Source organism: Ramlibacter pallidus, assembly GCF_015070875.1.
GTDB lineage: Bacteria > Pseudomonadota > Gammaproteobacteria > Burkholderiales > Burkholderiaceae_C > Ramlibacter > Ramlibacter pallidus.
Map to the genome: position 1 here is coordinate 796,978 of NZ_JADDIV010000002.1, position 25,838 is coordinate 822,815.

Consider the following 25,838-nt stretch of genomic DNA (forward strand, 5'->3'; position numbering starts at 1 on the left):
CGCTCAGGTGCCGGCCCGCTCCAGCATCACCTGCAGCAGCACGTTGCAGCCGGCCTCCAGGTGCGCCGGCTGGGCGTCTTCCACTTCGTTGTGGCTGATGCCGTCCTTGCACGGGATGAAGATCATGCCGGTCGGGGCCAGGCGCGCCGCGTAGACTGCGTCGTGGCCGGCGCCGGACACCGCCGGCATGTGCGGGTAGCCCAGGCGTTCCGCGGCGGCGGCGACCGACTGCACGCAGGCGGCGTCGAAACGCTGTGCCGGGTAGTTCGAGACCTCCTCGATGCGGATCGCCATGCCGTACTCCACGGCGAGGCGTTCGGCCAGCGCCTTCACCTCCGCGGCTTGCGCCTCCACCAGCGCGTCGGACGCATTGCGCAAGTCGATGGAGAACCTCACCCGGCCCGGGATCACGTTGCGGCTGTTGGGATGCACCTGCACCATGCCGACCGTGCCCCGGCCGTGCGGGCCGTGCCGCAGCGCCGAGGCCACCACCTCCTGCATCAGGCGGGTGGCCGGTTGCAGCGCGTCGCGGCGCAGTGCCATCGGCGTGGGTCCGGCGTGCGCCTCCATGCCTTCGACGGTGCAGTCGAACCAGCGGATTGCCAGCACGCCCTCGACGACGCCGATCGTCACGCCCGCATCCTCCAGCACGGGGCCCTGTTCGATGTGCGCCTCGAAGTACGCGCCGATGGGGTGCGCGCCCGGGACCTCTTCGCCGAGGTAGCCGATGCGCGCCAGTTCGTCGCGCACGCTCTTGCCGTCGGCGTCGCGCGCGGCGTAGGCGTGCTCCAGCGTGAAGGCGCCGGCGAAGACGCCCGACCCCATCATCACGGGCACGAAGCGCGAGCCCTCCTCGTTGGTCCAGAACGCGACTTCGATCGGCGCCTCCGTCTCGATGCCGTGGTCGTCGAGCGTGCGCACGACTTCCAGCGCCGCCAGCACGCCGTAGTTGCCGTCGAACTTGCCGCCGGTGGGCTGCGTGTCGATGTGGCTGCCGGCCATCACCGGCGGCAGCGCCGGGTTGCGCCCGGCACGCCGCATGAAGACGTTGCCGATGCGGTCGACCGTCACCGCGAGACCGGCTGCGCGGCCCCATTCCGTGACGAGGTCGCGGCCCTGGCGATCGAGGTCCGACAGGGCCAGCCGGCAGACGCCGCCCCTGGCCGTGGCACCCACCTGCGCCAGCGCCATGAGCGAATCCCACAGGCGGCGGCCATCGATGCGCAGCGATGTGACGGAGGGGGAAGACATCGTTCGTTGGCTCATGGTTCAATGCGATGCATGGCTCCCACCGTCCTGTCGCTGCGTCCGCTCACCGCGAACGACTTCGCGCCGTACGGCGAGGTGCTGGAGCTGGGGGAGGGACCGGCCCGCGCGATCAACGCCGGCACCAGCGCGCGGCGCGACCTGGCCGCGGCGCTCGACCTCACGCGCGAAGGCGGTGCGCCGGTGCTCGCGACCTTCGACGTGCAGGGCCAGGCCGTCGAGGGACCGTGGACGATGCTGGAGCGGCACCGCCTGGGCAGCCAGACCTTCGTGCCGCTCGCGGCCGCGGACTGGGTGGTGCTGGTCGGCCTGGGCCAGGCGGCGCCCGAACGGCGAACCTTCGCGGCCTTCGCGGCCACCGGCGCGCAGGGCATCACGCTGCATGCCGGCACCTGGCACCACCCGCTGATCGCGCTGGCGCCCGGCCGCTTCCTGGTGATCGAGCGCGGGGTGCCGGGCCAGAAAGACTGCGACGTGGTCACGCTGTCGCCGCCGGTGCGACTGGCGCCCTGAAAGCCGCGGCATCGCCTCAGGCCCAGGCCTGCGCGATGCGCTCGGCCAGCCGCACCAGGCTGCGGTCGCTGCCCGCCGGGCCCAGCAGGGAGATGCCGAGCGGGGCACCGTCGCGGCGCGCGAGCGGCAGCGTCAATTGTGGAAAGCCGGACAAGCCGGCGCTGCACAACAGGCGGATCGCCCGGTTGCGGTAGTCCTCGAGCCCAGCCTCCGATTCGTTCGCCAGCGGCGCGATGTCCGGCATGGTGGGCATCAGCAGCACGCCATCCGCCTCCAGCAGGTCCGCGAGCTGCGCGCGGAAACGTTCGCGGTAGGCGCGTGCTTCCAGCACCTGCGCGTCGGTGACTTCCGCGCTCCAGGCGAAACGTTGCGCCACGCCGGGCCCGAGCGGCGGCGCGAAGCGGCGCAGGAAGGGGCCGTCCGTCTGCCAGGACTCGTGCCCCTGCAGGTGGCGGAAGCGCCAGTACAGCGTGTCCAGGTCCTGCAGCACCACCTGCACCGGCCGCGCGGGGCCGAGGATGTCCTCGATCCGCCGGCGCACCGGCGCCAGCGCATCCGTCGCCGCCGGCGTCGCCAGCGGCCACAGGTCGGTGGGCGCCAGCAGGCGCACGTTGGCGGGCAGCGGTGCGGCGTCGTCCCCCAGCAGCACGTCGGCCACGCGCGCGAAGGTGGCGACATCCCGCGCGAACCAGCCGCACGTGTCGAGGCTCGGCGCGAGGTCCAGCACGTCGTGCAGGCTGATGCGGCCATGCGTGGGACGCAGTCCGACCAGGCCGCAATGGCTGGCCGGCGCGCGCACCGAACCGCCGGTGTCGGTGCCGAGCGCGAAGTCGCACAGGCGGTTCGACACCGCGGAGGCCGAGCCGGACGAGGAGCCGCCGCAGATGCGGTCCGGCGCGGCGCCGTTGACGGGAGAGCCGAAGTGCGCGTTCTGCCCGTTCATGGAAAAGGCGAGTTCGTCGGTGACGGTCTTGCCGGCAAAGCGGGCGCCCGCGTCCAGCAGCCTGCGCACGGTGGGCGCGGTCCGGTCCTGCACGCCCAGCAGCGCCAGCAGCAGCGGCTGCCCGCCGCTGGTGGGATAGCCGGCCACGTGGAACAGATCCTTCACGCCGAAGTCCAGCCCGGCCAGCGGCCCCGTGGCAGCGTGCGGCACCGGCGCCTTGGGGTAGGGCATGAAGGCGTGGGCGGGATCGTGCAGCACGTCGGTGTGCAGGTTCATGGGGCGACTCCTTGCAGCGCGGGCGCGGTGGTGTCGGTGCGCAGGCAGCGCACCGCGTGACCGGCGGTGGGCCAGTGGATGTCCGGCTGCGCTTCGCGGCACCCCGCGAACGCCAGCCCGCAGCGGTCGGCGAAGGCGCAGCCCGCCGGCAGTGCGGACAGGTCGGGCGGCGCCCCCGGAATGGTCTGCAGCCGCGTACCCTTGGCCAGCGCGCCGTCCGCGCGGCTTCGCAGCAGGGCCAGGGTGTACGGATGGCGCGGTGCCCGGATCAGCGTCGCGGCCGGTCCTTCCTCGACGATGCGGCCGGCGTACATCACCGCGATGCGGTCCGCCACCTCCACCGCCGCGCCGATGTCGTGCGTGACGAAGACCACGGACAGGCCCAGTTCGCGCTGCAGCTCGCGCAGCAGCAGCAGGATCTGGATCTGCACCGTGGCGTCGAGGGCCGTCGTGGGCTCGTCGGCCAGCAGCAGCTGCGGCCGGCAGGCCAGGGCCAGGGCGATCATCGCGCGCTGCCGCATGCCGCCGGACATCTCGTGCGGATAGGCCTGCAGCCGCCGTTCGGGGCTGGGGATGCGCACGCGCTCGAACAGCTGCAGCGCGCGCGCGTGGGCCTGCGCCTGGGTCACCGGCTCGTGGCGGCGGATGGCCTCCACGATCTGCGCACCGACGGAGTAGACCGGGTCCATCGCCAGCAGCGGCTCCTGGAAGATCATCGCGGCCACCTTGCCGCGGAAGTCCGAGAGCGCGCCCGGCGACAGCCCCAGCACGTCGACGCCCGCCACGCGGATCTCGCCCTCGATGCGGGTGCGTTTCGGCGGATGCAGGCGCAGCAGGCTGCGCAGCGTGACACTCTTGCCCGAGCCGGACTCGCCGATCAGCGCCACGGCCTCGCCGCGGCGGACCTGCAGGTCGACGCCGTTGACCGCGCGCACCTGCTTGCGGGCGTCGCCGAAGGTCACGCGCAGGCTGCGGATGTCGACGAAGGGCGCTTCGCTGGCGTTCATGCGGCCTCCCGCCAGGCCGTGGGCGCTTCGCTGTGGCCACTGGCCGGCACGTGCATCCAGCAGGCGACCGATTGCCCCGCGGTGGCCGGGCCGAGCTGGGGCTCGCGCGCGGAGCAGACCGCCTGTGCGTGGACGCAGCGCGTGTGGAAGCGGCAGCCCGGCGGCGGGTCGATGGGGTTGGGCGGGTCGCCCGCGAGCGGGGGCTGTTCGGTGCGGCGGTCCGGGTCCATCGAGGGGATGGACGACAGCAGCGCGCGCGTGTACGGATGCGCGGGGGCGTCGAACAGCGTCTCGCTGGCGCCGAGCTCGGCCACCTGCCCGAGGTACATCACCATCACGCGGTCGCTCATGTAGCGCACCACGTTCAGGTCGTGGCTGATGAAGATGTAGGTCAGGCCGAACTCCTCCTTCAGGTCCAGCAGCAGGTTCAGCACCTGCGCCTCCACCGACTTGTCCAGCGCGGAGACGGCCTCGTCGAGGATGACCAGGCGCGGCTGCAGCGCCAGCGCGCGCGCGATGTTCACGCGCTGCCGCTGGCCGCCGGAGAGCTCGTGCGGGTAACGCTCGGCGAAGCGCCGCGGCTCCAGCCCGACGCGCGCCAGCAGGTCGCGCGCCCGGGCGACCGCCTCCTTGCGCGGCAATCCGTGCACCTGCGGCGCGAAGGCGATGGAGTCCTCCATCGTCAGCCGCGGGTTGAGCGAGGCATAGCTGTCCTGGAACACCATCTGCGCCTGCCGGCGGAAGGCCTTCAGCGGCAGCGCGCGGCTGCCCACCGCCTCGCCGTCGAACACGACCTCGCCGCGGTCCGGCGCGATCAGCTGCATCAGCAGGCGCGCAGTGGTCGACTTGCCGCAGCCCGATTCGCCCACCACGCCCAGCGTCTCGCCCTTGCGCACGTCGAAGGCGATGCCGTCCACCGCGCGCACCACGCCGCCGCCGCGCCCGAGCACGTCCTTCTTCAGCGGGAAGTGCTTGACCAGCCCGCGCACGGACAGCAGCGGCTGCGCCGGACCGCCGACGTCGATGGCGTTCATTGCTTGATCTCCATGGCGCCGCGCAGGCCGTCCGCCAGCAGGTTGAAGGCGATCGAGGTCGCGAAGATCATCGCGCCGGGCAGCGCCGCGATCCACGGCTGCACGTAGATGGCCGTGCGCAGCGTGTTGAGCATCAGGCCCCACTCGGGCTCCGGCGGCTTGACGCCGAGGCCAAGGAAGCTCAGGCCCGAGGCCAGGATCATGGAGACGGCCACCAGGCTGGTGGCGTAGACGAAGATCGGCCCCAGCACGTTGCCCAGCACGTGCACGCGCACGATGGTGAAGGCGTTGGCCCCCGAGGCGCGGGCCGCCTCGACGAAATCCCGCGTGCGGATCTGCGTCGTCACGCTCTCGGCGACGCGCGCCAGCGGCGGGATGAAGACGATCGTGAGGGAGATCAGCGAGTTGGTCATGCCCGCACCCAGCGCGCCCGACAGGGCGATGGCGAGCAGCACCGACGGGAAGGCGTAGAAGACGTCGATCGTGCGCATGATGACGCTGTTGACGCGCCCGCCCGCGTAGCCGGCCGTGATGCCGATGACCGCGCCGAACACGAAGGCCAGCAGCACGGGCGTGATGCCCATGAACAGCGACAGGCGCGCACCGACCATCAGCCGCGACAGCATGTCGCGCCCGAGTTCGTCCGTGCCCAGGGGATGCCCTTCGAAGCCGATCGGCTTCAGCCGCTTGAGCATGGAGGACTGGTAGGGATCGGCCGGCACGATCCACGGCGCCAGCAGCGCCAGCAGCAGGAGCACCAGGATGACGAGCGCCGCGCCCACGGCGACGCGGTCGCGCAGGAAGCGTCGCGTGACGGTCTGCCAGTAGCCCGCGGAGCGCTGCGGCGCGGCGGGCAGCAGTTCGACCGGGGGTTCGACGGTGGCTTGCAGCATGGACTTTCCTCAGGCGCGCGCGATGCGCGGGTCCAGCAGCGTCTGCACGACGTCCACCAGCAGGTTGAGCACGACGAAGAAGGTGGCCAGCACCAGGATCGTGCCCTGCAGCAGCGGCAGGTCGCGCTGGAAGATCGCGGAGTTCAGCAGGAAACCGGTACCCGGCCACGAGAACACGGTCTCGATCAGGATCGAGCCGCCCAGCAGGTAGCCGAGCTGCAGGCCCATGACCGCCAGCGCGGTGGGCGCCGCGTTCTTGACCACGTGCAGGAAGATGCCGGTGTCGGTCAGGCCCTTCGCGCGCAGGCCCACGATGAATTCCTGGTTGAGGATCTCGGCGACCAGCGCCCGCACCGTGCGCGCGATGATGCCCATCGGGATCACGCTCATGGTCAGTGCGGGCAGCAGCATGTGCTTGAAGTGCTCCCAGTCCCAGGTCCAGTCCGCGGAGCCGCCGGGACCGGCGCCGCCCGGCGGCAGCCAGTTGAGGGTGGCGGAGAACACGATCACCATCACCATGCCCAGCCAGTAGTGCGGCACGCTCACGCCCAACACCGAGGTGAGCGACGCGGCCTTGTCGACCCACGAGCCCTGGAAGTAGCCCGCCACGAAGCCGAACAGGCTGCCCAGGAAGAAGCCGATCAGCGTGGCGAGCATCGCGATGCGCAGCGTGTTGCCCACGGCGCGCATCACTTCCTGGGCGACGGGCCGGCCGGACGCGATGGAGGTGCCGAGGTCGCCGTTGAGCGCGCGCCAGGTCCAGCTGGCGAACTGCTCCGGCAGCGTGCGGTTGAAGCCGTACAGCTCGCGCAGGCGCTGCTGCAGTTCCACCGACGCATCGGGCGGCAGGATGGAGACCAGCGGATCGCCCGGGGCGAGGTGCACGAGGGCGAAGCAGACCAGCGCCACGCCCACCATGATCGGCAGCGTGTAGGCCAGGCGGCGCATCAGATAACCGAGCATGGGCGGCCCCGGTGAAAGGCGAGGGGCACGGCCCGCGGGCGGGCCGTGCGGCGGACTTCAGTCCATCGTCATCGGCGCGATGTCGATGAACCAGCTGCGCGGCTGCACCACGCCCTTGACCTTGGCGCTGATCGCGCGCGGGCCGACGTCGTGGGCGATCCAGAGGAAGGGCGCCTCCTCCACGATGCGGGCGTGCAGCTTGGCCAGCGCGCCGTCGCGCGCCTTGTCGTCGAAGCTGTTGCGGGCGTCGGCAATCAGCTTGTCGAACTCGTCGTTGCCGAAGTAGCCCCAGTTGTTGGAAACCGGCGGGAAGGTCTTGGTGCTGGTGAAGCGCACCATGGCGAAGAACGGGTCCATCGCCGCGAAGCTGACGTTGATCGCATGCGCGCCGTTGGCAGAGGCGTGCTTGGCGCCCTGGCGCCAGTTGGTGAACAGCGTGTTCCACTCGATCACGTCGAACTGCACGTCGAAGAAGCACTGCTTGAGCGACTGCTGCACGAACTCGTTCATCGGCAGCGGCTGCATCTGGCCGGAGCCCGAGGCGGAGATCTGCACCTTGACCTTGACGGGCTTGGCGGCGGAGAAGCCGGCCTGCTGCATCAGGGCCTGCGCGCCCTTCACGTCGTACTTGATGTCGAACTTCGGGCTGCCCCACCAGGGGTGGCCGGGCGGCACGGTGCCCTTGGGCGGCGCCATCATCCCGTTCAGCATGGACTTCATGCCCTCGCGGTCCACGCACAGGTTGGCGGCCTGGCGCACGCGCTTGTCGAGGAAGGGCGAGCCCTCGGCGAAGGAGAACTGCCACGGCCACACGTGCGGCTGGGCGTTGCTGTAGATCTTGAAGCCGCGCTGCTGGATCTGCGGCATGGCGTCGGGCGCTGGCGCCTCGATCCAGTCCACCTGGCCGGAGAGCAGGGCCGCGGTGCGCGCGTTGGCCTCCGGCATGGGGATCATCACGACCTTGTCGATCTTCGGCGTGCGCTTGGGGTCCCAGTAGGCCTTGTTCGCGGCCAGCTCCAGGCGCTCGCGCGGCACGAAGCGGGTCATCCGGAAGGGGCCGGTGCCCGAGGCGTCGCCGGCGAAGGCGACCCACGCCTGCTTGGAGCGCTCGGCGGCGTCGGTGACGGAGGCGGGCACGGCCTTGAGCTTGGCTTCCCAGTGCGCGGGCGACGCCATAAACAGGTTGGTTAGGTTCAGCGGCAGGAAGGCATCCGGCTCGCTGGTGGTCAGCTCCACCGTCAGGTTGTCGATCTTGCGGGCGCTGCGCAGCGTGGGCATGCGCGAGGCGGTCACGCCGACCTGGCTGGCGTCGAAGTGCGGCGCCTCCTTGTCGAGGACCTTGCGCACGTTCCACACCACGGCGTCGGCGTTGAAGTCGGAGCCGTCGTGGAACTTGACGCCCGGGCGCAGCTTGAACACCCACTTGGTCTTGTCCTTCGCGTCGGCGGCCCAGGAGGTGGCGAGGCCCTGCACCAGCACGCTGGGCGCGTCGGCCTTCGACAGGTCCCAGTGCGTGAGCGCGTCGTACATCGGGATGCCGGTGAAGCGGTTGCCCTCGAAACCCTGGTCCGGCTGGCCGAGCGTGCGCGGGATGTCCGCGGCGGTCATGGCGATGCGCAGCACCTTCTCCTGCGCCAGCGCGGGAGCGGCGAAGGCGGAGAGCACGAGGGCGGCGGCCAGGCCGGCGGCCTGCGGCTTGCGGAAAGGGGAGGGGAACCGATGCATGGGGACTCCGGCAAGTGGAAGAAAGGGTGGCAGGGTTCGTGCGTGCAATCGCCGTGCCAAGCGCGGCGCATCGCCACGCACCAAAACCGGCCGCGTTCCGGCGGCCGCATGCACCATGAAGATCCTGCTGCTCAACCCGAACACCACCGCGTCGATGACGCAGGCCATCGCCGCCGCGGCCCGCGCGGTGGCCGCGCCGGGCACCGAGGTGCGCGCCACCCAACCAAGCTTCGGGCCGGTCTCGATCGAAAGCCACTACGACGAAGCGTTCGCCGCCGCGGGCGTCGCCGAACAGGTGCGGCTCGCGGCCGAGGATCCACCCGACGCCACGGTCATCGCCTGCTTCGGCGACCCCGGGCTGGACGCCGCGCGCGAGGTGCTGGACGGGCCGGTGCTCGGCATCGCGGAAGCGGCCTTCCACGTGGCGTCGATGCTGGCGACCGGCTTCTCGGTGGTCACGACGATGACTCGCACCTGCGTGATGGCCGAACGGCTGGTGCAGCGCTACGGCTTCGAGCGCAGTTGCCGCGGCATCCACGGCACGGACATCCCGGTGCTGGCCCTGGAGCAGGCGGGCGAGCCGATGCTGCGGCAGATCGAGGAAGCGGCGCGGACGGCGCTGGCGCGGGACGGCAGCGGCGCCATCGTGCTCGGCTGCGCGGGCATGGCGCCGCTCTGTGCGACGCTTTCCGACCGGCTCGGGGTGCCGGTGGTCGACGGCGTGGCCGCCGCGGTGAAGCTGGCCGAAGCGCTGGTGGGGCTCGGATTGCGCACGTCCAGGCGGGGCGACTACGCGCAACCCCTTGCCAAGCCCTTCACCGGGTGGGCACAGGGCCTGGCGTGGGAGGCAACCAGGGCGGCCGGCGGGCGGTAACCCGCCGGCTCCTCGTCCGGGGCGCTGGCGGGTAAGCCCCCGCCCCATGTCCCTGACTTTGCGCGCCGGCAGCCGGAAAGTCTTGCTGAACTTCTGCGGATCCCGGGCTTTCGCAGCAAATCCTTCTGTAGATCGGCCAATAGGTCGATAATCCGGCGACATGGATGCCATCGACCGGAAAATCCTCAAGGTCCTGCAGCAGGACGCCCGGGCCAGCCTGCAGCAGGTGGGCCAGGCGGTGGGGCTGAGCCCGTCGCCCTGTTGGGAGCGCATCAAGAAGATGGAACTCGCCGGCGTGATCGAGGGCTACACGGTCCGGCTGAACCCGCAGGCGCTGGACTTCAACGACACGGTGCTGGTGCACATCACGCTGGACAGCCACTCGGACAACACGCTGGAGAAGTTCGGCGAGACGCTGGCCGCCATCCCCGAGGTGATCGAGGCCTACCTGGTGTCCGGCGACTACGACTACCTGCTGCGGGTGGCGGTGAAGGACACGCGCGACTACGAACGGCTGCTGCGCGAGCGGCTCTACAAGATCAAGGGCATCCGGCACAGCAAATCCTCGTTCGTGCTGAGGACGCTGAAGAAGGCGGACCTGCCGCTGTAAAATCGCCGCAGCTCAAGGAGCGCTGCAGCCGTGCCGCCACGGTCAGGCTTGAGATGGATCCAACCGCGCTCACCTCTGTTCGACCACAGGTGAGTGCATGCAGCAGCAACCCGACGTTCCCCCCATGAAGCTCGCCGGCCTGGAGCCCGTCTCCATCGGCCGCGGCAGCCTGTTCGTCAACATCGGCGAACGCACCAACGTGACCGGCTCGAAGGCGTTCGCCCGCATGATCCTCGCCGGCGAGTTCGAGCAGGCCCTGGCGGTCGCGCGGCAGCAGGTCGAGAACGGCGCCCAGGTGATCGACGTCAACATGGACGAAGCCATGCTGGACAGCAAGGCGGCCATGGTGCGCTTCCTCAACCTGATCGCCAGCGAGCCGGACATCGCGCGCGTGCCGATCATGGTGGACTCGTCCAAGTGGGAGGTGATCGAGGCCGGCCTGCGCTGTATCCAGGGCAAGGGCATCGTCAACTCGATCTCCATGAAGGAAGGCGAGGCGGAGTTCAAGCGGCAGGCCACGCTGGTCAAGCGCTACGGCGCCGCCGCCGTCGTGATGGCCTTCGACGAGAAGGGCCAGGCCGACACCTACCAGCGCAAGATCGAGATCTGCGAGCGCGCCTACCGCATCCTGGTCGACGAGGTCGGCTTCCCGCCCGAGGACATCATCTTCGACCCGAACATCTTCGCGATCGCGACCGGCATCGAGGAACACAACAACTACGCGGTCGACTTCATCGAGGCGGTGAAGTGGATCAAGCAGAACCTGCCCGGCTCCAAGGTGAGCGGCGGCGTCTCCAACGTCAGCTTCTCCTTCCGCGGCAACGACCCGGTGCGCGAGGCCATCCACACCGTCTTCCTGTTCCACGCGATCCGCGCCGGCATGGACATGGGCATCGTCAACGCCGGCATGGTCGGCGTCTACGACGAGGTCGAGCCCGAACTGCGCGAGCGCGTGGAGGACGTGGTGCTGAACCGCCGTCCCGATGCCGGCGAGCGCCTCGTCGAGATCGCCGAGAGCGCCAAGGGCGCCGCCAAGGACGAGGGCAAGAAGAACGAGTGGCGCGCGCTGCCCGTGGAGCAGCGCCTGGCGCACGCGCTGGTGCACGGCATCACCGACCACATCGTCACCGACACGGAGGAGATGTACCGGCAGGTGCTGGCCAAGGGCGGCCGTCCGCTGCACGTCATCGAAGGGCCGCTCATGGACGGCATGAACATCGTCGGCGACCTGTTCGGCGCCGGCAAGATGTTCCTGCCGCAGGTGGTGAAGTCGGCGCGCGTGATGAAGCAGGCCGTCGCCCACCTCATCCCGTACATCGAGGAAGAGAAGAAGCAGCAGGAAGCCGCGGGCGAGGACGTGCGGGCCAAGGGCAAGATCGTCATCGCCACCGTCAAGGGCGACGTGCACGACATCGGCAAGAACATCGTGACGGTCGTGCTCCAGTGCAACAACTTCGAGGTGGTGAACATGGGCGTGATGGTCCCGTGCCACGAGATCCTGGCGCGCGCCAAGGTCGAGGGCGCGGACATCGTCGGCCTGTCGGGCCTGATCACGCCTTCGCTGGAGGAGATGCAGTACGTCGCCGGCGAGATGCAGAAGGACGAGCACTTCCGCATGAAGAAGATCCCGCTGCTGATCGGCGGCGCCACCTGCAGCCGCGTGCACACGGCGGTGAAGATCGCACCGCACTACGAAGGCCCCGTCGTCTACGTGCCGGATGCCTCGCGCAGCGTGAGCGTCGCGCAGAGCCTACTGTCCGACCAGGCGGCGAAGTACATCGCCGAGGTCAACGCCGACTACGAGAAGGTGCGGCAGCTGCACGCCAGCAAGAAGCAGGTGCCGCTGTGGCCGCTGGCCAAGGCGCGCGCCAACAAGACGCCGGTGGACTGGGCGAACTACTTGCCGCCGAAGCCCAAGTTCATCGGCCGGCGCGTCTTCAGGAACCACGACCTGGCGGAGCTGGCGCGCTACATCGACTGGGGCCCGTTCTTCCAGACCTGGGACCTGGCGGGCGCCTTCCCGGCCATCCTGAAGGACGAGATCGTGGGCGCCGAGGCCGTGCGCGTCATGTCCGACGGGCAGCGGATGCTCAAGCGCCTGATCGAGGGCCGCTGGCTCACCGCCAACGCCGTCATGGGCTTCTGGCCGGCGAACACCGTGAACGACGACGACATCCAGCTCTATGCCGACGAGGCCCGCACGCAACCGGTGCTGACCTGGTACGGCCTGCGGCAGCAGACGGAGAAGCAGGCGATCGACGGCGTGATGCGCCCGAGCCGCTGCCTGGCCGACTTCGTCGCGCCCAAGGGGGTGGCCGACGACTACGTCGGCGTGTTCGCGGTCACCGCCGGCCTCGGCGTCGACAAGAAGGAGCAGTACTTCCTGGCCGACCACGACGACTACTCCGCGATCATGCTCAAGGCCCTGGCCGACCGGCTGGCGGAAGCGCTGGCCGAGGCGCTGCACGAGCGCGTGCGCAAGGACCTCTGGGGGTATGCGTCGGACGAAACGCTGTCGAACGAAGACCTCATCGCCGAGAAGTACCGCGGCATCCGCCCGGCGCCCGGGTACCCGGCTTGCCCGGACCACAGCGTCAAGCGCGACATGTTCGCGCTGCTGCAGCCGCAGGAGATCGGGATGGAGCTGACCGAGAGCATGGCCATGGCGCCGGCGGCCAGCGTGAGCGGCTTCTACCTCGCGCATCCCGACAGCACGTACTTCAACGTGGGCCGCATCGGCGACGACCAGCTGCAGGACCAGGCCCGCCGGCGCGGCGCCGCGGTGGAGGAGCTGCAGCGCTTGCTGGCGCCCAACCTTTGAACCTGCGGCGGCGCCCGGCGGCCGTCTCGGCGTAATCGGCCTCCTACCCCAGCCGCAAAGGGGCGCCGATAGCGGCCGGGCTGCGCATCGGCCATGCTGCGGCATGCCCCTGACCGACCGCATCCCCGCCCGCCTGCAGCGCGCAGTGCGCCCGCTGCGCCCTTTCGCCCGGGCGCTGGACCTCTGGAGCGAGGCCGGCGGCATGCGCATGAGCGCGGCGATGTCCTTCTACGGCATCCTGAGCCTGGCGCCGCTGCTGCTGGCGATCGTCGGCATGCTGGGTTGGTGGCTGGACCGCGGCGCGCTGGAGAAGGGCCTGCTCGCCCAGCTCGGCGCGGTGATCGGCGAACAGGGCACGGCCGTCATCGCGCAGGCGCTGCAAAGCGCGCAGGAGCCGTCGGAAGGCATCACGGCCAGCGTGATCGGCTTCTCGGTGCTGCTGTTCGGCGCCACCGGCGTGTTCGGCGAACTGCAGAACGCATTCGAGCGCGTCTGGTCGCAGGGCCGCGGGCCGCAGCCCAAGCAGTCTTGGATGCACACGGCCAGCCTGCGGCTGCGCGGCATCGGCTACATCCTGGTGTTCGGCTTCCTGCTGCTGGTGTCGCTGGTGGTCTCCACCTTGCTGTCGATGTTCTCCGGCTGGGCGGGCAGCTGGGTGCCGATGGAGCTCGCCGTGCGCGTCCTCAACGAGGTCATCGGGCTCGGCGTCGGCACCCTGCTGTTCGTGGGGCTGATGCGGCTGTCGGGCGGCCCCAAGCCGCGCATGCGCTTCCTGCTGTTCGGCGCGGCCGCGGGTGCGCTGCTCTTCACCATCGGGCGCCAGCTGATGGCGCTGTACCTGGCGAACGCCGCGGTCGTTTCCGCCTACGGTGCCGCCGGTTCGCTGATCGTGCTGCTGATGTGGATCTACTTCTCGTCCGCCGTGCTGCTGCTCGGCGCCGCCACGGCGCGCGCAGTGGAGGAGCACGTTTCCGAACGGCATGGGGCGAAGGTGCAGGGCGCGCCCGGCACCGAACGGCGCAAGGGCGAGCGCCGTCGTTCCCCGCGCGGCGTGCCCGCGCACTGAGGCATCAGCGCGGCAGCAGGGAGCGCCGCTGCGCGAGCGCCAGGGCCAGCGCGGACAGCACGCCGACGACGAGCAGCACGCCGAGTCCCCAGCGGTAACCCGCGTCCTGCGTCCACAGCACGCCCAGCAGCGCCGGTGCGACCGCCCGCGCCACCGCCTGCGGCAGGCCGAGCGCGCCATTGAGCGAAGCCACGTGCTCGCGGCTGACGTACTGCGCGACGGCGGTGCCCTTGACGATGGTGAGCATGCCGTTGCCGATGCCGTAGAGGGCCACGAAGAGGATGCCGGCGGCCGGCGAGTGCGCGCCTGTGATGAGGGCGGCGAGCGCCAGCGGCAGCAGGAAAGGGATGACGCGGTTCGCCACGTGCAGGTCGAAGCGGTGCTCGAAGAAGTAGAGCAGGGCGCGCCCCACCACCTGCACGACACCGATGGTCGCGGGGATCGCGATGACCCAGGCTTCGCGCAGCCCGGCCTCCCGCAACAGGCTGATCAGGTGCGGCGGGATCGCCGCCGTGATCGCCATCATCCCGACCACGAACACGCCGATCAGCAGGAAGGGCGCGCTGCGCAGCAATGCACCCGACGACTGCGGCCCGGGTGCGGCGGCAGGCGTCGGCGGCGGGGCGTGGCGCAGGCACGCCGCATGGATCGGCACGCACACCAGCAGGTGGATGGCCGCGAGCACCAGCAGCGCCGTGCGCCAGCCCCAGGTGGCGATCAGCCACGCCGACAAGGGGATGAAGACGCTGCTGGCCAGCCCGCCGAGGAAGGTAAGGGTGATGATGGCCCTGCGGAAGTCCTGCGGGTGGCGCCGCGTGACGACGGCGAACACCGGCGAATAGAGCGTGGCCGCGAGCGCCGCGCCCAGCACCAGCCAGGTCGCATAGAACGCCTCGACCGAGCGCACCTGCGCATGGAAGGCCAATGCCGCCGCCACCAGCAGCGACCCTCCCGTCATCACGGCGCGCTCGTGGCCGCGGTCGATCCAGCGTCCCACGGGATAGGCGCACAGGCCCTCGGCGAGCAACGCCAGGCTGAACGCCAGCGACGACTGGGCGCGCGTCAGCCCCAGTTCGCGCTCCACGGGCTCCAGCAGCAGCGCGAAGGTATAGAAGACGCTGCCCCACGTGACCAGCTGGGCGAGGGAGAGCCAGACGACGCGCCGGCGGTCCGGACCGGGGTTCAACGGCGGCTGCCCGGTTGCACCGGAATGCGTCCTTTCGTGCGCTTTCCGCGCTGGAAAGCCTGGCCAGGAGTGCAGTTCTGCACAGCTTCTGACGTAATGGCGCGACGGGACGCACCAGCGACGTGCGAAAGCGCAGGCATGGGTGTCACAATTTATTGCAAGTGCGGGCCCGCAGATTCTGCCCTGCCGCCTGCAGAAGGAGAAGTCCCATGGGTCCTCAGGCCCTTCCGGTCACCGAGGTGATCGACGTCGCGGGCTCCGGGGTGCGGTCCCGCGAAACAAGCCACACGCTTGGAGCGCGGCTTGCCGTCGCGCTGGCTTGCATCATGGCGCTGCTGGTGGCGCTCACCGTCCTCGCGGCCGTTGCGACCACCGGCGTCATGCAGCTGGCCGCCCTGGCCCTCGGGGGTGCGGCTGCGGCCGCCACCCTGGTCACGGGCGCCTGGCTCGCGCGCAGCGTCGTGCGGCCCGGCGTGCGCGCGGCGACCGCGGCCCGCAGGCTGAGTGCCGGCGACCTCACGCGCCCGGTGGAAGTGGCCGGCGGCGGAGAGCTCGGCGTGCTGCTGGCGGCGCTGGAAGACGTGCGGCAGCGCATGTTCGGCGTCGTCGGGCAGGTCCGCACCGGCACCACCCACGTGGCGATGAACTCCTCGCAGATCACGCGCGACAACGAGGCGCTGGCGGGCCGCACCGCGCACCAGGCCGAGTCGCTGCAGCAGACGGCCGCGACCATGGAGGAACTGACCGCCGCCGTGCGCCAGAACGCCGACAGCGCGCAGCAGGCGAACATCGTCGTGCGCTCGGCCGCCGAGCGCGCGGAGCAGGGCGGCGTGGTGATGAACGAGGTGGTGGAGACCATGGGCTCCATCCGCGCCAGCTCGCAGAGCATCCGCGACATCATCGGCGTGATCGACGGCATCGCCTTCCAGACCAACATCCTGGCGCTGAATGCCGCGGTGGAAGCGGCGCGCGCCGGCGAGCAGGGCCGCGGCTTCGCCGTGGTGGCCGCCGAGGTGCGCACACTGGCGCAGCGCTGCGCCGCCGCGGCGCGCGAGATCCGGGGGCTGATCGGCACCTCGGTGGAGAAGGTGGAGATGGGCGGCAAGCGGGTCGACGAAGCGGGCCGGGCGATGGCGGAGCTCGTCGGTGCCGTCCGGCAGGTGGCGGACCTGATCGCGCAGATCGACGTGGCCAGCCGCGAGCAGAGCAGCGGCATCGAATCGATGAACGACGCCATCGCCAACATCGACCGCACCACGCAGGCCAACGCCCTGCTGGTGAAGGACGCCGCCCGGACGGCCTCCGCGCTGCAGGAGCGCGCCGTCTCGCTGATGAAGGGCGTGGCGGGGTTCCAGCTGGGCGACCGCGAGCACGGCAACGCCGACGAGGCGGTGCAGATGGTGCGCGACGGGGTCGCCTTCTGCCAGGCGCATGGCCGCGAGGCGCTGATCGCCGAGGTGAACAAGCTGGCGCAAGGCCGCTTCATCGACCGCGACCTGTACCTGATGGTGATCCGCGCCGACGACAGCGTCTTCCTGGCCCACGGCAACAACCCGCGCACGCTCGGCATGGGCCCGCAAAGCAAGGACGCCGACGGCAAGCGCTTCGTGCAGGAGATGACCGAGACCGCGCGCCGCCGCGGCGAAGGCTGGATCGACTACAAGTGGGCGCACCCGGTGACCAACGAGATCCTCACGAAGTCGACGTACGTGCACCGCGTGGGAGATCTCGTGGTGGCTTGCGGCATCTATCGCTGAGCCGAAACCGATTCTCATTCTGGACAAAGCGAGAGTTTTGTACATAATGAGAATCAAATGCCGGCTGCCGCCCCTGCCATTCCACCCGCCGACCGGGACCGCCTGATCCGGCTCGGGGCGCGGCTGCGACTGCGGCGCAAGGCCCAGAAAGTCAGCGCTGTGGCCGCTGCCGAGGCAGCCGGCATCTCCCGCGTGACCTTGCACCGCATCGAAAGCGGTGAGCCCGGCGTGGCGATCGGCCTCTGGGTCGCCGTCGCCGGCGCGCTCGGCCTGGCGCTGGAGCTCGGGGATCCTGCGTCTCCCGCCGCTGCGGCCCCGCTCCCCGAACGCATCGTGCTGGAGGAATATCCGCAGCTGCGTGCGCTCGCATGGCAGCTGGAAGGCGTCCAGGCGCTGACGCCGGCCGAGGCGCTCGCCCTTTACGAGCGCAACTGGAAGCACGTGGACCGCGCCGCCCTGTCGGCGAAGGAGGCTGCACTGGTGGAGGCGCTCTCGCAGGCCTTGGGCGCGGGGAGGTTGCTTGTTTGAACGGGCGCACCATCGCGACATCGCACTCGTGCTGCAGTCGCTCGACCCCGACGTCCTGGCGGCGCGACGCTGCTTCTTCGGCGGCGGGACGGCCATGGCACTCCTGTACGGCGAATACCGCGAGTCCGTCGACATCGACTTCCTGGTGTCGGATCGTGCCGGCTATCGCGAGTTGCGGGAGATGCTGGGTGGCGTGCACGGGTTGACCCCGCTCCTGCGCAGCGGCATGCGGCTGGAGTTGGCCCGCGAGGTGCGCACCGACCAGTACGGCATCCGGACGCACGTGCGGGCCGGTGCGTCCCTCATCAAGTTCGAGATCGTCTTCGAGGGCCGCATCGAACTGGCACCGCCTGAGGACGCCGACCGGGTCTGCGGAGTGACCTCCCTGTCGGCCGTGGACCTGTGTTGCGAGAAGCTCCTGGCCAACGCCGATCGCTGGCCGGACGACGCCGTGTTCAGCCGCGACCTGATCGACCTGGCCATGCAGCACGCGGACCGCGACGTACGGCTGGCGGCCTCCGACAAGGCCGAGGCCGCCTATGGCCAGTCGGTGCGACGCGCGCTGGCGGATGCGGTGCAGGCCTTGCGGAACCGGCCGCACCGGCTGGACGAATGCATGCAAGCCCTGCGCATGACGACCGTGAGCAGGGCGCAGTTGTGGCAAAGGATCCGCGCGCTGGCCGCAGCCCTGCCGGTGCGCGACCCTTGAGCATCACGCCGTTCCGCGAGAGATGATCTGGACGTCTGGCCGACCCAGGCCCTCCATCAACTCCACCAACCAATCGATGAACACCCGCAGCTTGGCACTCACGCGCCGGTTCTGCGGGTAGGCGACGTACATCGGCATCGGGGCGACCTGCCATCCGCCGAACAGCCGGACCAGCTCGCCGTTCGCCACATGCGGCTGCGCCATGTATTCCGGCAGCCAGAGCGCGCCCAGTCCTGCGAGCCCCGCGGCCAGGCTCGCATTGCCGTCATCGACAGCGACGATGTAGCGGGCGTGGACCTCGCATTCGACGCCGTCGCGAGTCAGGGCGAGCGGGATCATCCTGCCGGTGCGGGACGAGGTGAAGCCGACCACCGAGTGCTGCGCGGCTTCCAGGTCCGTCGGGTGCTCCGGCACGCCGGCGCGTGCGAGATAGGCCGGCGAGGCGAACACGCCCAGCGGCAAATCGCCGACGCGGCGCGCGATCAGGGACTCATGGGTGACCGCGCCACCGCGCAGCACGCAGTCGACGTTGTCGCGGATCAGGTCCACCATCCGGTCGCTCACGCCCAGGTCGATCTGGATGCCAGGGTACCGTGCATGGAAGGCCGGCAAGGCGGGGATCAGGACGGTCCGCGCGAACGAGCTGGGCACGTCGACCCGCAAGCGCCCGCGCGGCGAGCGGGCGGCGCTGGACAGGCTGGTCTCGGCGTCGTCGATCTCGGCCAGCACGCGGGCCGCATGTTCGTAGTAGACCGCGCCGTCCGCCGTGACGTTGACCTGCCGTGTCGTCCGGTTGAGCAACTTCACCTGCAGGCGCGCTTCGAGCTGCTGCACGAGCTGAGTGACGGTGGCATTGCCCAGGCCGAGCGACCGGGCGGCCTTCGTGAAGCTCCTCGCCTCGACCACCCGGACGAAAGCCTGCATCGCATCGAATCGGTCCACGGATTTCCTGCCAACGATTGTTCGGATTTGCCGAAAAGTGATTGTCGATCCTGGCTCTTTCTTCCCGCGGCCCGCATGCATAGAGTCCGGAACACGCGAGAGGACAACGCCTTCGCGATCCACCACCGAAGCACGAACCGATCCGAAAGACCCCGACATGCCGCAGCGCCAAGCCATCTTTCCCGCCAGCCGCCAGGACCTCTACGAGAAGCACCGCTACTCCGCCGCCATCCGATCGGGTGACCTGCTGTTCGTCTCCGGCCACGTCGGCAGCCGCGAGGACGGGACGCCGGAGCCCGACTTCGAGCGGCAGGTCCGGCGCGCATTCGACAACCTGCGTGCCACGTTGCGCGCGGCCGGGTGCGGGCTGGACGACCTCGTCGACGTCACGACCTTCCATACCGACCCCGAGCGCCAGTTCGAAACCATCCTTGCGGTCAAGGACGAGATCTTTCCGCAAGCTCCTTACCCCAACTGGACGGCGGTGGGCGTGAACTGGCTCGCCGGCTTCGACTTCGAGATCAAGGTCATCGCGCGGATACCGGGCTGACCGCGGAAGTCCGGTCGAAGCGGGACAAGGACGTCCGCGAGCAGAATGGCAGGCATCTTTAGCGGAGGAACCCGCCATGCCCGATGCGAACCGTCCGGAACTGCCGTGGGAAGGCGGCTGCCGATGCGGCCGCGTCCGTCTGCGGATCTCCCGTCCGCCGCTGCTGACGATGGCGTGTCACTGCCTCGGCTGCCAGCGCATGAGCGCCAGCGCGTTCTCGCTCAGCATGGCGGTCCCGTCCGGCGGCTTCGAGGTGCTCCAGGGCGAGCCGGCGATCGGGGGCCTGCATGGTGACCAGTCGCGGCACCACCATTGCGAGTGGTGCAAGGCGTGGCTGTTCACGCGCATCGAGCCCGACCCCGGGTTCGTGAACGTGCGACCCTCGGTGCTCGACGACCACCACTGGTTCGAGCCCTTCATCGAGACCCAGACCGCGGAGGGGCTGCCCTGGGCGCGGACGCCGGCCAGGCACAGTTTCGAACGTTTCCCGCCGATGGAGGAATACGCGCGTCTCGTGGAGGAGTTCGCGCGCGTCGCGAAGGAGAACACACGTCCTGCAAGCTGACCGTGCCAGCAGCTTGCAGGATGCGTCAAGGCCGGTCCAGGTCTCCACGCAGCACATGCGCGACCTCGCTGCGGCCGATGCCGAGGTCTTTCAGGTCGCGGTCGCTCATCGCGCGCAGTTCGTCGGCACCGGGCCCTTGGGGGCCGGCCGGGCGGGCCAGCCATCGGGCGCCATTCGCCGTGGCCGCAACGAGGGAGCGCACGACCCGACCCCATCCGGGCGGGGCCAGGGCGGCGGGGTGCAGGGTGGCGTTCGCGAGAGTGTCCATGCCGGCATGGTCGCCACTACACTCGCATCTGAAAAGTTGAGATTCCTGAAGCCTTCCATCAGGAACCCTGATGCGTGAACTGAACCTGGATCAACTGCGCACCCTGGTCACGGCGGTCGACCTGGGCACGCTGTCGGCGGCTTCGCAGGCGCTGCACCTCGCGCAGCCCACCGTCAGCCTGCACGTGAGCGAACTCGAATCGCGCTTGGGTGCGCAACTGCTGCTGCGCGGGCCGCGCCGCGTGCAGCCCACCCCCGCGGGGGAGACCCTGCTCGCGCACGCGCGCCGGCTGCTGCGGGAGGCGGACGACGCCGTGCAGGCGGTCCAGCGCCAGCAGCAGGGCGTGACCGGGCGCGTCCGCCTGGGCACGTCCACGGGCATGCTGGTCTACCTTCTGCCCGAACTGCTGCGCGAGATGGCCGCCGCGCACCCCGATGTCGACGCGGAGGTCAGCATCGTCGGCACCAACGACGGCCTGGCCCGGCTGCAGGCGGGCACGCTGGACGTGGTGCTCATCGCACCGCCGCAGGCGGCGGGCGACCTCGTGGTGAGCCGCTGGCGGCGCGACCCCATGATGGCTTTCCTGCCGCGGGACTGGAAGGCGCCCCGGCATGCGACGCCGCAGTGGCTCGCGGCGCGCCCGCTGATCGCCAACGACGCCAGCACGCGCCTCTACCGGCAGACCGTGGAGTGGTTCGCCACCGCCGGCATCGTGCCGCGCGCGCGCATCGAGCTGAACTACAACGAGGCGATGAAGAGCCTCGTGGCCGCGGGGTACGGCGCAGCCATCCTGCCGATGGAAGGCCCGGCCGAACGGCACACGGTGCTCGGCGTGCAGGTGGTGCCCCTGAAGCCCAGGCTCACCCGCGAGACAGTGATCGTGCACCGCGCCCTGCCGCTCCTGAGCGGCGCCGCGCGCGGGCTGCTGTCGATCCTGAAGGAACACGCCGGAGGCACCGCATGACCCGCTACGTCATCGGCCCCGACACGGCGCTGGAACTCGCGCGGCGGCGGGCGCGCATCCCAGTCCGGCATCGCCTGCTGGCGCCGACCCTCCTTCGCTCGCAGGTGATTGCGCGCTCGGCGACCGCGTCCTGCAGCTGCGATGGCGGTCCTGGGCCACATCTACACCGTCGGCAGGATGTGGCAGGACCACCTCACGGATGACCGCGCTCGCCAAGGAGTGACATGGACCGAAGAAGATTCCTGCAGGCCGGACCCGCGATCGGAGCGCTCTGCCTCGCCGAACGTCCGGGCGCGCGGGCCGTTACCCCGCCGCCGCCCAACCTCCTCGTGAGGCTGGACATCGGACCTGCGCCAGTGCTCATGGTCGCAACCCGGGGCATGCTCTACCTGAGCCGGGACGACGGTGCCACGTGGTCGACATGGCAGGTTCCCTTTGCGTGGGAAACGAGGGGGAGCGACGTTCCCGACACGTTCACGGCGACACCGGTATCCGGAAGCCGCGATGCCGATGTGCTGGCCTGGTGGGTGCCTGCGCCCGGCCCGTTGGCCTTCGATGCGTCCTCCAGGAAGCACTTCTCCTGCGTCTCGGATGCCGTGTATGTCAGCGACGACCGTGGCCGCCGCTGGACGCGCGCCGGTGTGCTGCCGCAGCGCAGCGACGGCTTGCGGGCAGACTGCCGGTCGCTGCAAGCAGCGCCGGGCGAGTTGCTCCATGCCGGGACCAGCACGGGCGTCCGCGTGAGCGCAGATGCCGGAAAGACATGGTCGTCCATTGACCACGCCGCGCTTCGTGGTGCCGCGGTGGACTTCATGGCCGGCGACGACAGCGGCGCGGTTTACCTCAATGCGAGGGCTACGCGCTGACGGCGCAGCAGGTCTACAAGTTCGATGCAGCTTCGGGGGCCTGGTCCGCGCTCGGCAGGAAGGGCATTCCCGAGCGTTGAGGCGCAACGGCTGCGCCAGACGCCGCGTTCCCGAGCCTGCAACTGCCGCTCACTGGAGCGCCGGCAACACCCGCCGGTATTGCACCGCCTCCGCCACGTGCAGCACTTCGACGTCCGCGGATGCCGCCAGGTCCGCAATCGTGCGCGCCACCTTCAGCACGCGGTGCGTCGAGCGTGCGCTCCATCCAAGCCGTCCCGCCGCCTGCCGCAGGAACGTGGCCGCTTCGGCCGACAGCGCTGCATGCCGGTCGATCTCCTCGCCTTGCAGCGCATGGTTGCACGCGCCCTGCCTTCGCAGGGCGACGGAGCGCGCAGCGACACAACGCGCCTGCACGCTGGCGGTGGCCTCGCCGGCCGGCGTATCCAGCAGTTCCGCCGGGCTGAGCGCAGGCACCTCCACGTGCAGGTCGATGCGGTCCAGCAGCGGGCCGCTCAAGCGGCCCTGGTAGCGCGCCACCTGGTCGGGCGAGCAGCGGCAGGCGCGCCCCGAGCCGAGCCAGCCGCAAGGGCAGGGGTTCATCGCCGCCACCAGCTGGAAGCGCGCCGGGAACTCGCTGCGCCGCGCCGCGCGCGCGATGGTGATGCGCCCGGTCTCCAGCGGTTCGCGCAAGGCCTCCAGCGCGGCCCGCGGGAACTCCGGCAGCTCGTCGAGGAACAGCACGCCGTGGTGCGCCAGCGAAATCTCGCCGGGCCGCGGGGGCGAACCGCCGCCCACGAGGGCCACCGCGCTGGCCGAATGGTGCGGCGCGCAGGTCGGACGCTGGGCCCACTGCCGCAACGCGAACCGTCCCGACAGGCTGGCGATGGCGGCGCTCTCCAGGGCTTCGCCGGTTTCCATCGGCGGCAGCAGCCCGGCAAAACGCTGCGCCAGCATCGACTTGCCCGAGCCGGGAGGACCGACCAGCAGCAAGGTAGGGCAAAATACACCCAATGGAAAAGCTCGCCTACTCATACATCAGATTTAGCAGTGCAGAGCAGGCTCAGGGTGACTCCGAGCGTCGTCAACTCGCCAAGTTCCAGGCGTACTGCAAGGCAGCGCAGCTGACCCCCGCAGAAGACAGCTTTGCGGACAAGGGGCGAAGTGGGTTCAAGGCCGAGCACTTGAACGACACCGGCGAGTTGCGGCGCTTCCTTGACTTGGCACGGGACGGGGAGATTCCGAAGCACTCGACGCTCGTTGTCGAGAACTTGGACCGGCTTGGGCGGCAGGAGGTCGAGGATGCCTTCGGCGTGTTTACCGGCATCCTTGGCGCCGGCATTCGGATCGTCACGCTACCTGACGGTCAAGCGCCCCAGGAATTTGTCAAGGGCAAGCTTGACCTTGTGAAGCTGGTCATGGTTCTTATGGACATGTCGCGTGCTCATGAGGAGAGTCGCCGAAAACAGGAGCTTGTGAGTGCGGCTTTTGCCAACAAGCAGGCGCTGGCGCGAGCGAGCTACAAGCCAATGGGCAACACTGCGCCGCTCTGGCTGCGTCGAAAGACCGGCTGGCGTAACTACGAGCAGGACGGTAGCGCTTACGAAGAGATTCCAGAACGCGCGGAGGTCGTGAGGCGAATATTCCAGCGGGCGATTGAAGGCTACGGCAAGGGAGTGATTGCTAAGAGGCTGAACGCGGAGGGTGTCAAAAGCTTCAAAGCCGAAAATCAGAAGCTGAAGGCGAGGGGCTTTGACGGCCAGTGGGGACCTTCCTCCGTGGACAAGGTTTTGAAGAGCCGGGCAGTTTTCGGTGAGTACCAGCCGACGACCAGAAGAGGAGGCAACGGCGGCAAGCCTACCAACGCAGGCGATCCGATCCCGGGGTACTTCCCAACGGTGGTGGATGTGGATACGTTTTACGCGGCTCAGGCAGCCGTTGATGGCAGGCGCACATCGAAAGCAACGAAGCAGAGCAAGAGCTTCAACGTCTTTCAGGGCATCGCCAAGTGTGAGAAGTGCTCCGCGAACCTTCACATGGTCAACAAGGGAACACCCCCGAAGGGAGGAACATATCTTCGATGCGCCAAGATCGGGAAGGGTGGTTGCAAGTGCAAATCTGTGCGCATCGAGCAAGCCGAAGCTGTGTTCAGAGGCATGCTGGTCCGACTCGATGCTCTTTCTTTGGTGCAGGATTCCAGCGCCAGCATCGAGAGGGAGATTCAGATCATCGACGGCCAGCTGGCTGAGGCCAAGCGAAGGCAAGCCATGTTCAGGAAGGCTCTGGACAAGGACAGCGAATCGGAGACCTTCCAAGATGCAGTGATCCGAGTCGATAGCGACATTCGGGCTTTGAACAAGAAGCGGCAGGCATTGAAGACGGACCTTGCTGCTGAGAGCGGTCTTGGGTGGGACGAGTTCTTGGAGCGGTTGGACCTCGTTTCGTATGAAGGCAGGGCCAAAGCAAATGCGTTGGTCAAACGGCTTGGCGTCATTGTCACAATCGGACCTTCGGGGTACTCCATCAGCCAGGACGGCGAGGAGCTCTTTGGGATGGACTATCGTGAAGGCGAGGCCGGGTACTTCATGCCCAGCTTCGGGAGGAAGCTGCCGCAGTTCTTCCCGGTAAGCAGCGTCCCGGGACTTGCGATAGCTGAAGAGGCCTACGACGCGCTGGAAGATGAAGGACACCCGGTCGGAGAATACTGAGTTGGTGCTTATCTTCGGGAGTACCCATGTCCCTTCTTCCTACTGATTGGTCCAGTTTCCTTTGGGGAGCAGCAGTGGGCCTATTCGCCGCATTTTTTACCGGCTTCTTCAAGAAGGCGGGTGAACATGCCTACGAAGCTTTCCGCGCGAAAGCTTTCCCTCCTTCGCCAGAGCCACTGGAGGTTGATAGGCGCTTTGCACCAGCGATCTTCAAGACAGGTGGCTGCTCGTGGGTAGACGAAGTTCGGGTCGCGGAGTTCGAGGACAAAGGCTTCACGCACTACCCGCACCAGAGCGGCGCTCCTAAGTGCTTTCGCACATCGTATGACGGGCGACGGTCCTTCAAGGAATTTCTGATGGTGTCGCCGGGCGCAGAGCTGGCGGAGTAATCCAGCTTTCTATTCGCAGGAGCCGGTGGACGGAAGCGCCCACGACCCGATTCGGAACTCTTGTGGGTCGAGCACGGTGCGGGTACGTCTCTCGGCCTCGAAAGGCTTCAAGGGTGCGTCGTCGTTCATGAACTTTCCCACTTGAGCGTAGAACGACTGCCAATCCTTCCAGATGCCTACATTCACGAAGTGGCGACATGTGCCCTGACTGTGCCCGGCACTCAGGTCGTCTACTGCAAACGGAAATCGGGGTGCGTCGGGCGGCTGACGAAGCGGGGCGCTCAGAAATTCTCCAGCCAATCCTTCCTTGACTTCGACCTTTGCAGTCTCGGTCCAAAAGCGGAAGAACTCAGACTCCGCCTCGTCGGTCGGTTTGATGCGCCAATGGATCAACACGATGATCAAAGTTGTCTCCGTT

General features: G+C 69.1%; 25 protein-coding genes, 1 pseudogene and 1 riboswitch. Of the genes and pseudogenes, 14 read left to right on the forward strand and 12 right to left on the reverse strand.

Annotated features, from left to right (window positions below):
* Positions 1–3: 3 nt before the first annotated feature.
* Entirely contained in the window at positions 4–1,266 is a 1,263-nt protein-coding gene (locus IM787_RS08740; RefSeq protein WP_193676233.1) for a Zn-dependent hydrolase, read from the reverse strand.
* A 15-nt stretch (positions 1,267–1,281) separates the two neighbouring features.
* Between IM787_RS08740 and IM787_RS08745 the strand changes: the two genes are divergently transcribed.
* Complete coding sequence (locus tag IM787_RS08745) at positions 1,282–1,779, forward strand: ureidoglycolate lyase (protein WP_193676234.1); 498 nt, start codon at positions 1,282–1,284, stop codon at positions 1,777–1,779.
* A gap of 16 nt (positions 1,780–1,795) precedes the next feature.
* Here IM787_RS08745 and IM787_RS08750 read toward each other — a convergent pair whose 3' ends face one another.
* Genes IM787_RS08750 through IM787_RS08775 form a run of 6 tightly spaced genes read right to left on the reverse strand, consistent with a single transcriptional unit; the run spans position 1,796 to position 8,620 of the window.
* A complete protein-coding gene (locus IM787_RS08750) occupies positions 1,796–2,998 on the reverse strand; it encodes an amidase (protein ID WP_193676235.1) in 1,203 nt (400 codons plus the stop codon).
* Positions 2,995–4,005 (reverse strand): ABC transporter ATP-binding protein, encoded by a 1,011-nt coding sequence (locus tag IM787_RS08755; RefSeq protein WP_193676236.1) that lies wholly within the window; start codon positions 4,003–4,005, stop codon positions 2,995–2,997. Before IM787_RS08755 ends, IM787_RS08750 begins: the two co-directional genes overlap by 4 nt.
* Positions 4,002–5,039: an ABC transporter ATP-binding protein gene (locus IM787_RS08760; protein WP_193676237.1), complete on the reverse strand. Its 1,038-nt coding sequence runs from the start codon at positions 5,037–5,039 to the stop codon at positions 4,002–4,004. Before IM787_RS08760 ends, IM787_RS08755 begins: the two co-directional genes overlap by 4 nt.
* Positions 5,036–5,932 carry an ABC transporter permease gene (locus IM787_RS08765; protein ID WP_193676238.1) on the reverse strand — a complete coding sequence of 299 codons (897 nt, stop codon included), beginning with the start codon at positions 5,930–5,932 and terminating at the stop codon, positions 5,036–5,038. Before IM787_RS08765 ends, IM787_RS08760 begins: the two co-directional genes overlap by 4 nt.
* 9 nt (positions 5,933–5,941) lie before the next feature.
* Positions 5,942–6,895 (reverse strand): ABC transporter permease, encoded by a 954-nt coding sequence (locus IM787_RS08770; RefSeq protein ID WP_193676239.1) that lies wholly within the window; start codon positions 6,893–6,895, stop codon positions 5,942–5,944.
* 57 nt (positions 6,896–6,952) lie between these two features.
* Positions 6,953–8,620: an ABC transporter substrate-binding protein gene (locus IM787_RS08775; RefSeq protein ID WP_193676240.1), complete on the reverse strand. Its 1,668-nt coding sequence runs from the start codon at positions 8,618–8,620 to the stop codon at positions 6,953–6,955.
* A gap of 115 nt (positions 8,621–8,735) precedes the next feature.
* On the opposite strand from IM787_RS08775, the gene IM787_RS08780 reads away from it, so the two are divergent.
* The 4 genes from IM787_RS08780 (at position 8,736) to IM787_RS08795 (ending at position 13,991) form a co-directional block, all read left to right on the forward strand.
* Positions 8,736–9,494, forward strand: a complete 759-nt coding sequence (locus tag IM787_RS08780; protein ID WP_193676241.1) for an aspartate/glutamate racemase family protein — start codon at positions 8,736–8,738, stop codon at positions 9,492–9,494.
* 160 nt (positions 9,495–9,654) lie between these two features.
* Positions 9,655–10,104, forward strand: a complete 450-nt coding sequence (locus tag IM787_RS08785; RefSeq protein ID WP_193676242.1) for an Lrp/AsnC family transcriptional regulator — start codon at positions 9,655–9,657, stop codon at positions 10,102–10,104.
* An 8-nt stretch (positions 10,105–10,112) separates the two neighbouring features.
* Positions 10,113–10,182: riboswitch (S-adenosyl-L-homocysteine riboswitch) on the forward strand.
* Positions 10,183–10,228: 46 nt separating this feature from the next.
* On the forward strand, positions 10,229–12,925 hold the full coding sequence (gene metH / locus IM787_RS08790; RefSeq protein WP_435531151.1) for a methionine synthase: 2,697 nt from the start codon (positions 10,229–10,231) through the stop codon (positions 12,923–12,925).
* Between the two features lie 103 nt (positions 12,926–13,028).
* The gene (locus IM787_RS08795; RefSeq protein ID WP_193676244.1) at positions 13,029–13,991 is read left to right on the forward strand and encodes a YihY/virulence factor BrkB family protein; all 963 of its coding nucleotides are present in this window, start codon (positions 13,029–13,031) and stop codon (positions 13,989–13,991) included.
* A gap of 4 nt (positions 13,992–13,995) precedes the next feature.
* On the opposite strand, the gene IM787_RS08800 is transcribed toward IM787_RS08795, so the two are convergent.
* Positions 13,996–15,177, reverse strand: coding sequence for an MFS transporter (locus IM787_RS08800; protein ID WP_193676245.1), 1,182 nt, complete (start codon positions 15,175–15,177; stop codon positions 13,996–13,998).
* Between the two features lie 209 nt (positions 15,178–15,386).
* Here IM787_RS08800 and IM787_RS08805 point away from each other — a divergent pair, with 209 nt between their 5' ends.
* From IM787_RS08805 to IM787_RS08815, 3 genes are read left to right on the forward strand one after another with little or no spacing between them, the layout of a single operon-like run.
* On the forward strand, positions 15,387–16,934 hold the full coding sequence (locus IM787_RS08805) for a methyl-accepting chemotaxis protein (RefSeq protein ID WP_193676246.1): 1,548 nt from the start codon (positions 15,387–15,389) through the stop codon (positions 16,932–16,934).
* A gap of 57 nt (positions 16,935–16,991) precedes the next feature.
* The gene (locus IM787_RS08810) at positions 16,992–17,462 is read left to right on the forward strand and encodes a helix-turn-helix domain-containing protein (RefSeq protein WP_193676247.1); all 471 of its coding nucleotides are present in this window, start codon (positions 16,992–16,994) and stop codon (positions 17,460–17,462) included.
* Positions 17,455–18,171 carry a nucleotidyl transferase AbiEii/AbiGii toxin family protein gene (locus IM787_RS08815; RefSeq protein ID WP_193676248.1) on the forward strand — a complete coding sequence of 239 codons (717 nt, stop codon included), beginning with the start codon at positions 17,455–17,457 and terminating at the stop codon, positions 18,169–18,171. Before IM787_RS08810 ends, IM787_RS08815 begins: the two co-directional genes overlap by 8 nt.
* A 3-nt stretch (positions 18,172–18,174) precedes the next feature.
* On the opposite strand, the gene IM787_RS08820 is transcribed toward IM787_RS08815, so the two are convergent.
* The gene (locus tag IM787_RS08820; protein WP_193676249.1) at positions 18,175–19,113 is read right to left on the reverse strand and encodes a LysR family transcriptional regulator; all 939 of its coding nucleotides are present in this window, start codon (positions 19,111–19,113) and stop codon (positions 18,175–18,177) included.
* Between the two features lie 157 nt (positions 19,114–19,270).
* Between IM787_RS08820 and IM787_RS08825 the strand changes: the two genes are divergently transcribed.
* Together IM787_RS08825 and IM787_RS08830 are read left to right on the forward strand one after the other, a co-directional pair.
* Complete coding sequence (locus tag IM787_RS08825; protein WP_193676250.1) at positions 19,271–19,663, forward strand: RidA family protein; 393 nt, start codon at positions 19,271–19,273, stop codon at positions 19,661–19,663.
* 76 nt (positions 19,664–19,739) lie between these two features.
* On the forward strand, positions 19,740–20,228 hold the full coding sequence (locus IM787_RS08830) for a GFA family protein (RefSeq protein ID WP_193676251.1): 489 nt from the start codon (positions 19,740–19,742) through the stop codon (positions 20,226–20,228).
* A gap of 25 nt (positions 20,229–20,253) precedes the next feature.
* Here the strand turns inward: IM787_RS08830 and IM787_RS08835 are convergent, their stop codons facing one another.
* Entirely contained in the window at positions 20,254–20,496 is a 243-nt protein-coding gene (locus IM787_RS08835; protein WP_193676252.1) for a YjiS-like domain-containing protein, read from the reverse strand.
* Between the two features lie 70 nt (positions 20,497–20,566).
* On the opposite strand from IM787_RS08835, the gene IM787_RS08840 reads away from it, so the two are divergent.
* Positions 20,567–21,460 carry a LysR family transcriptional regulator gene (locus tag IM787_RS08840; RefSeq protein ID WP_193676253.1) on the forward strand — a complete coding sequence of 298 codons (894 nt, stop codon included), beginning with the start codon at positions 20,567–20,569 and terminating at the stop codon, positions 21,458–21,460.
* Positions 21,461–21,840: 380 nt separating this feature from the next.
* Positions 21,841–22,326, forward strand: a complete 486-nt coding sequence (locus IM787_RS08845; protein ID WP_193676254.1) for a sialidase family protein — start codon at positions 21,841–21,843, stop codon at positions 22,324–22,326.
* Between the two features lie 129 nt (positions 22,327–22,455).
* Here the strand turns inward: IM787_RS08845 and IM787_RS08850 are convergent.
* Positions 22,456–23,316: pseudogene (locus tag IM787_RS08850) on the reverse strand (YifB family Mg chelatase-like AAA ATPase); the annotation flags it as partial.
* Between the two features lie 20 nt (positions 23,317–23,336).
* Here IM787_RS08850 and IM787_RS08855 point away from each other — a divergent pair.
* Together IM787_RS08855 and IM787_RS08860 are read left to right on the forward strand one after the other, a co-directional pair.
* On the forward strand, positions 23,337–25,031 hold the full coding sequence (locus tag IM787_RS08855; protein WP_193676256.1) for a recombinase family protein: 1,695 nt from the start codon (positions 23,337–23,339) through the stop codon (positions 25,029–25,031).
* Between the two features lie 26 nt (positions 25,032–25,057).
* Positions 25,058–25,420 (forward strand): hypothetical protein, encoded by a 363-nt coding sequence (locus IM787_RS08860; protein WP_193676257.1) that lies wholly within the window; start codon positions 25,058–25,060, stop codon positions 25,418–25,420.
* Positions 25,421–25,429: 9 nt separating this feature from the next.
* Here IM787_RS08860 and IM787_RS08865 read toward each other — a convergent pair whose 3' ends face one another.
* The gene (locus IM787_RS08865; protein ID WP_193676258.1) at positions 25,430–25,825 is read right to left on the reverse strand and encodes a hypothetical protein; all 396 of its coding nucleotides are present in this window, start codon (positions 25,823–25,825) and stop codon (positions 25,430–25,432) included.
* Between the last annotated feature and the right edge of the window lie 13 nt (positions 25,826–25,838).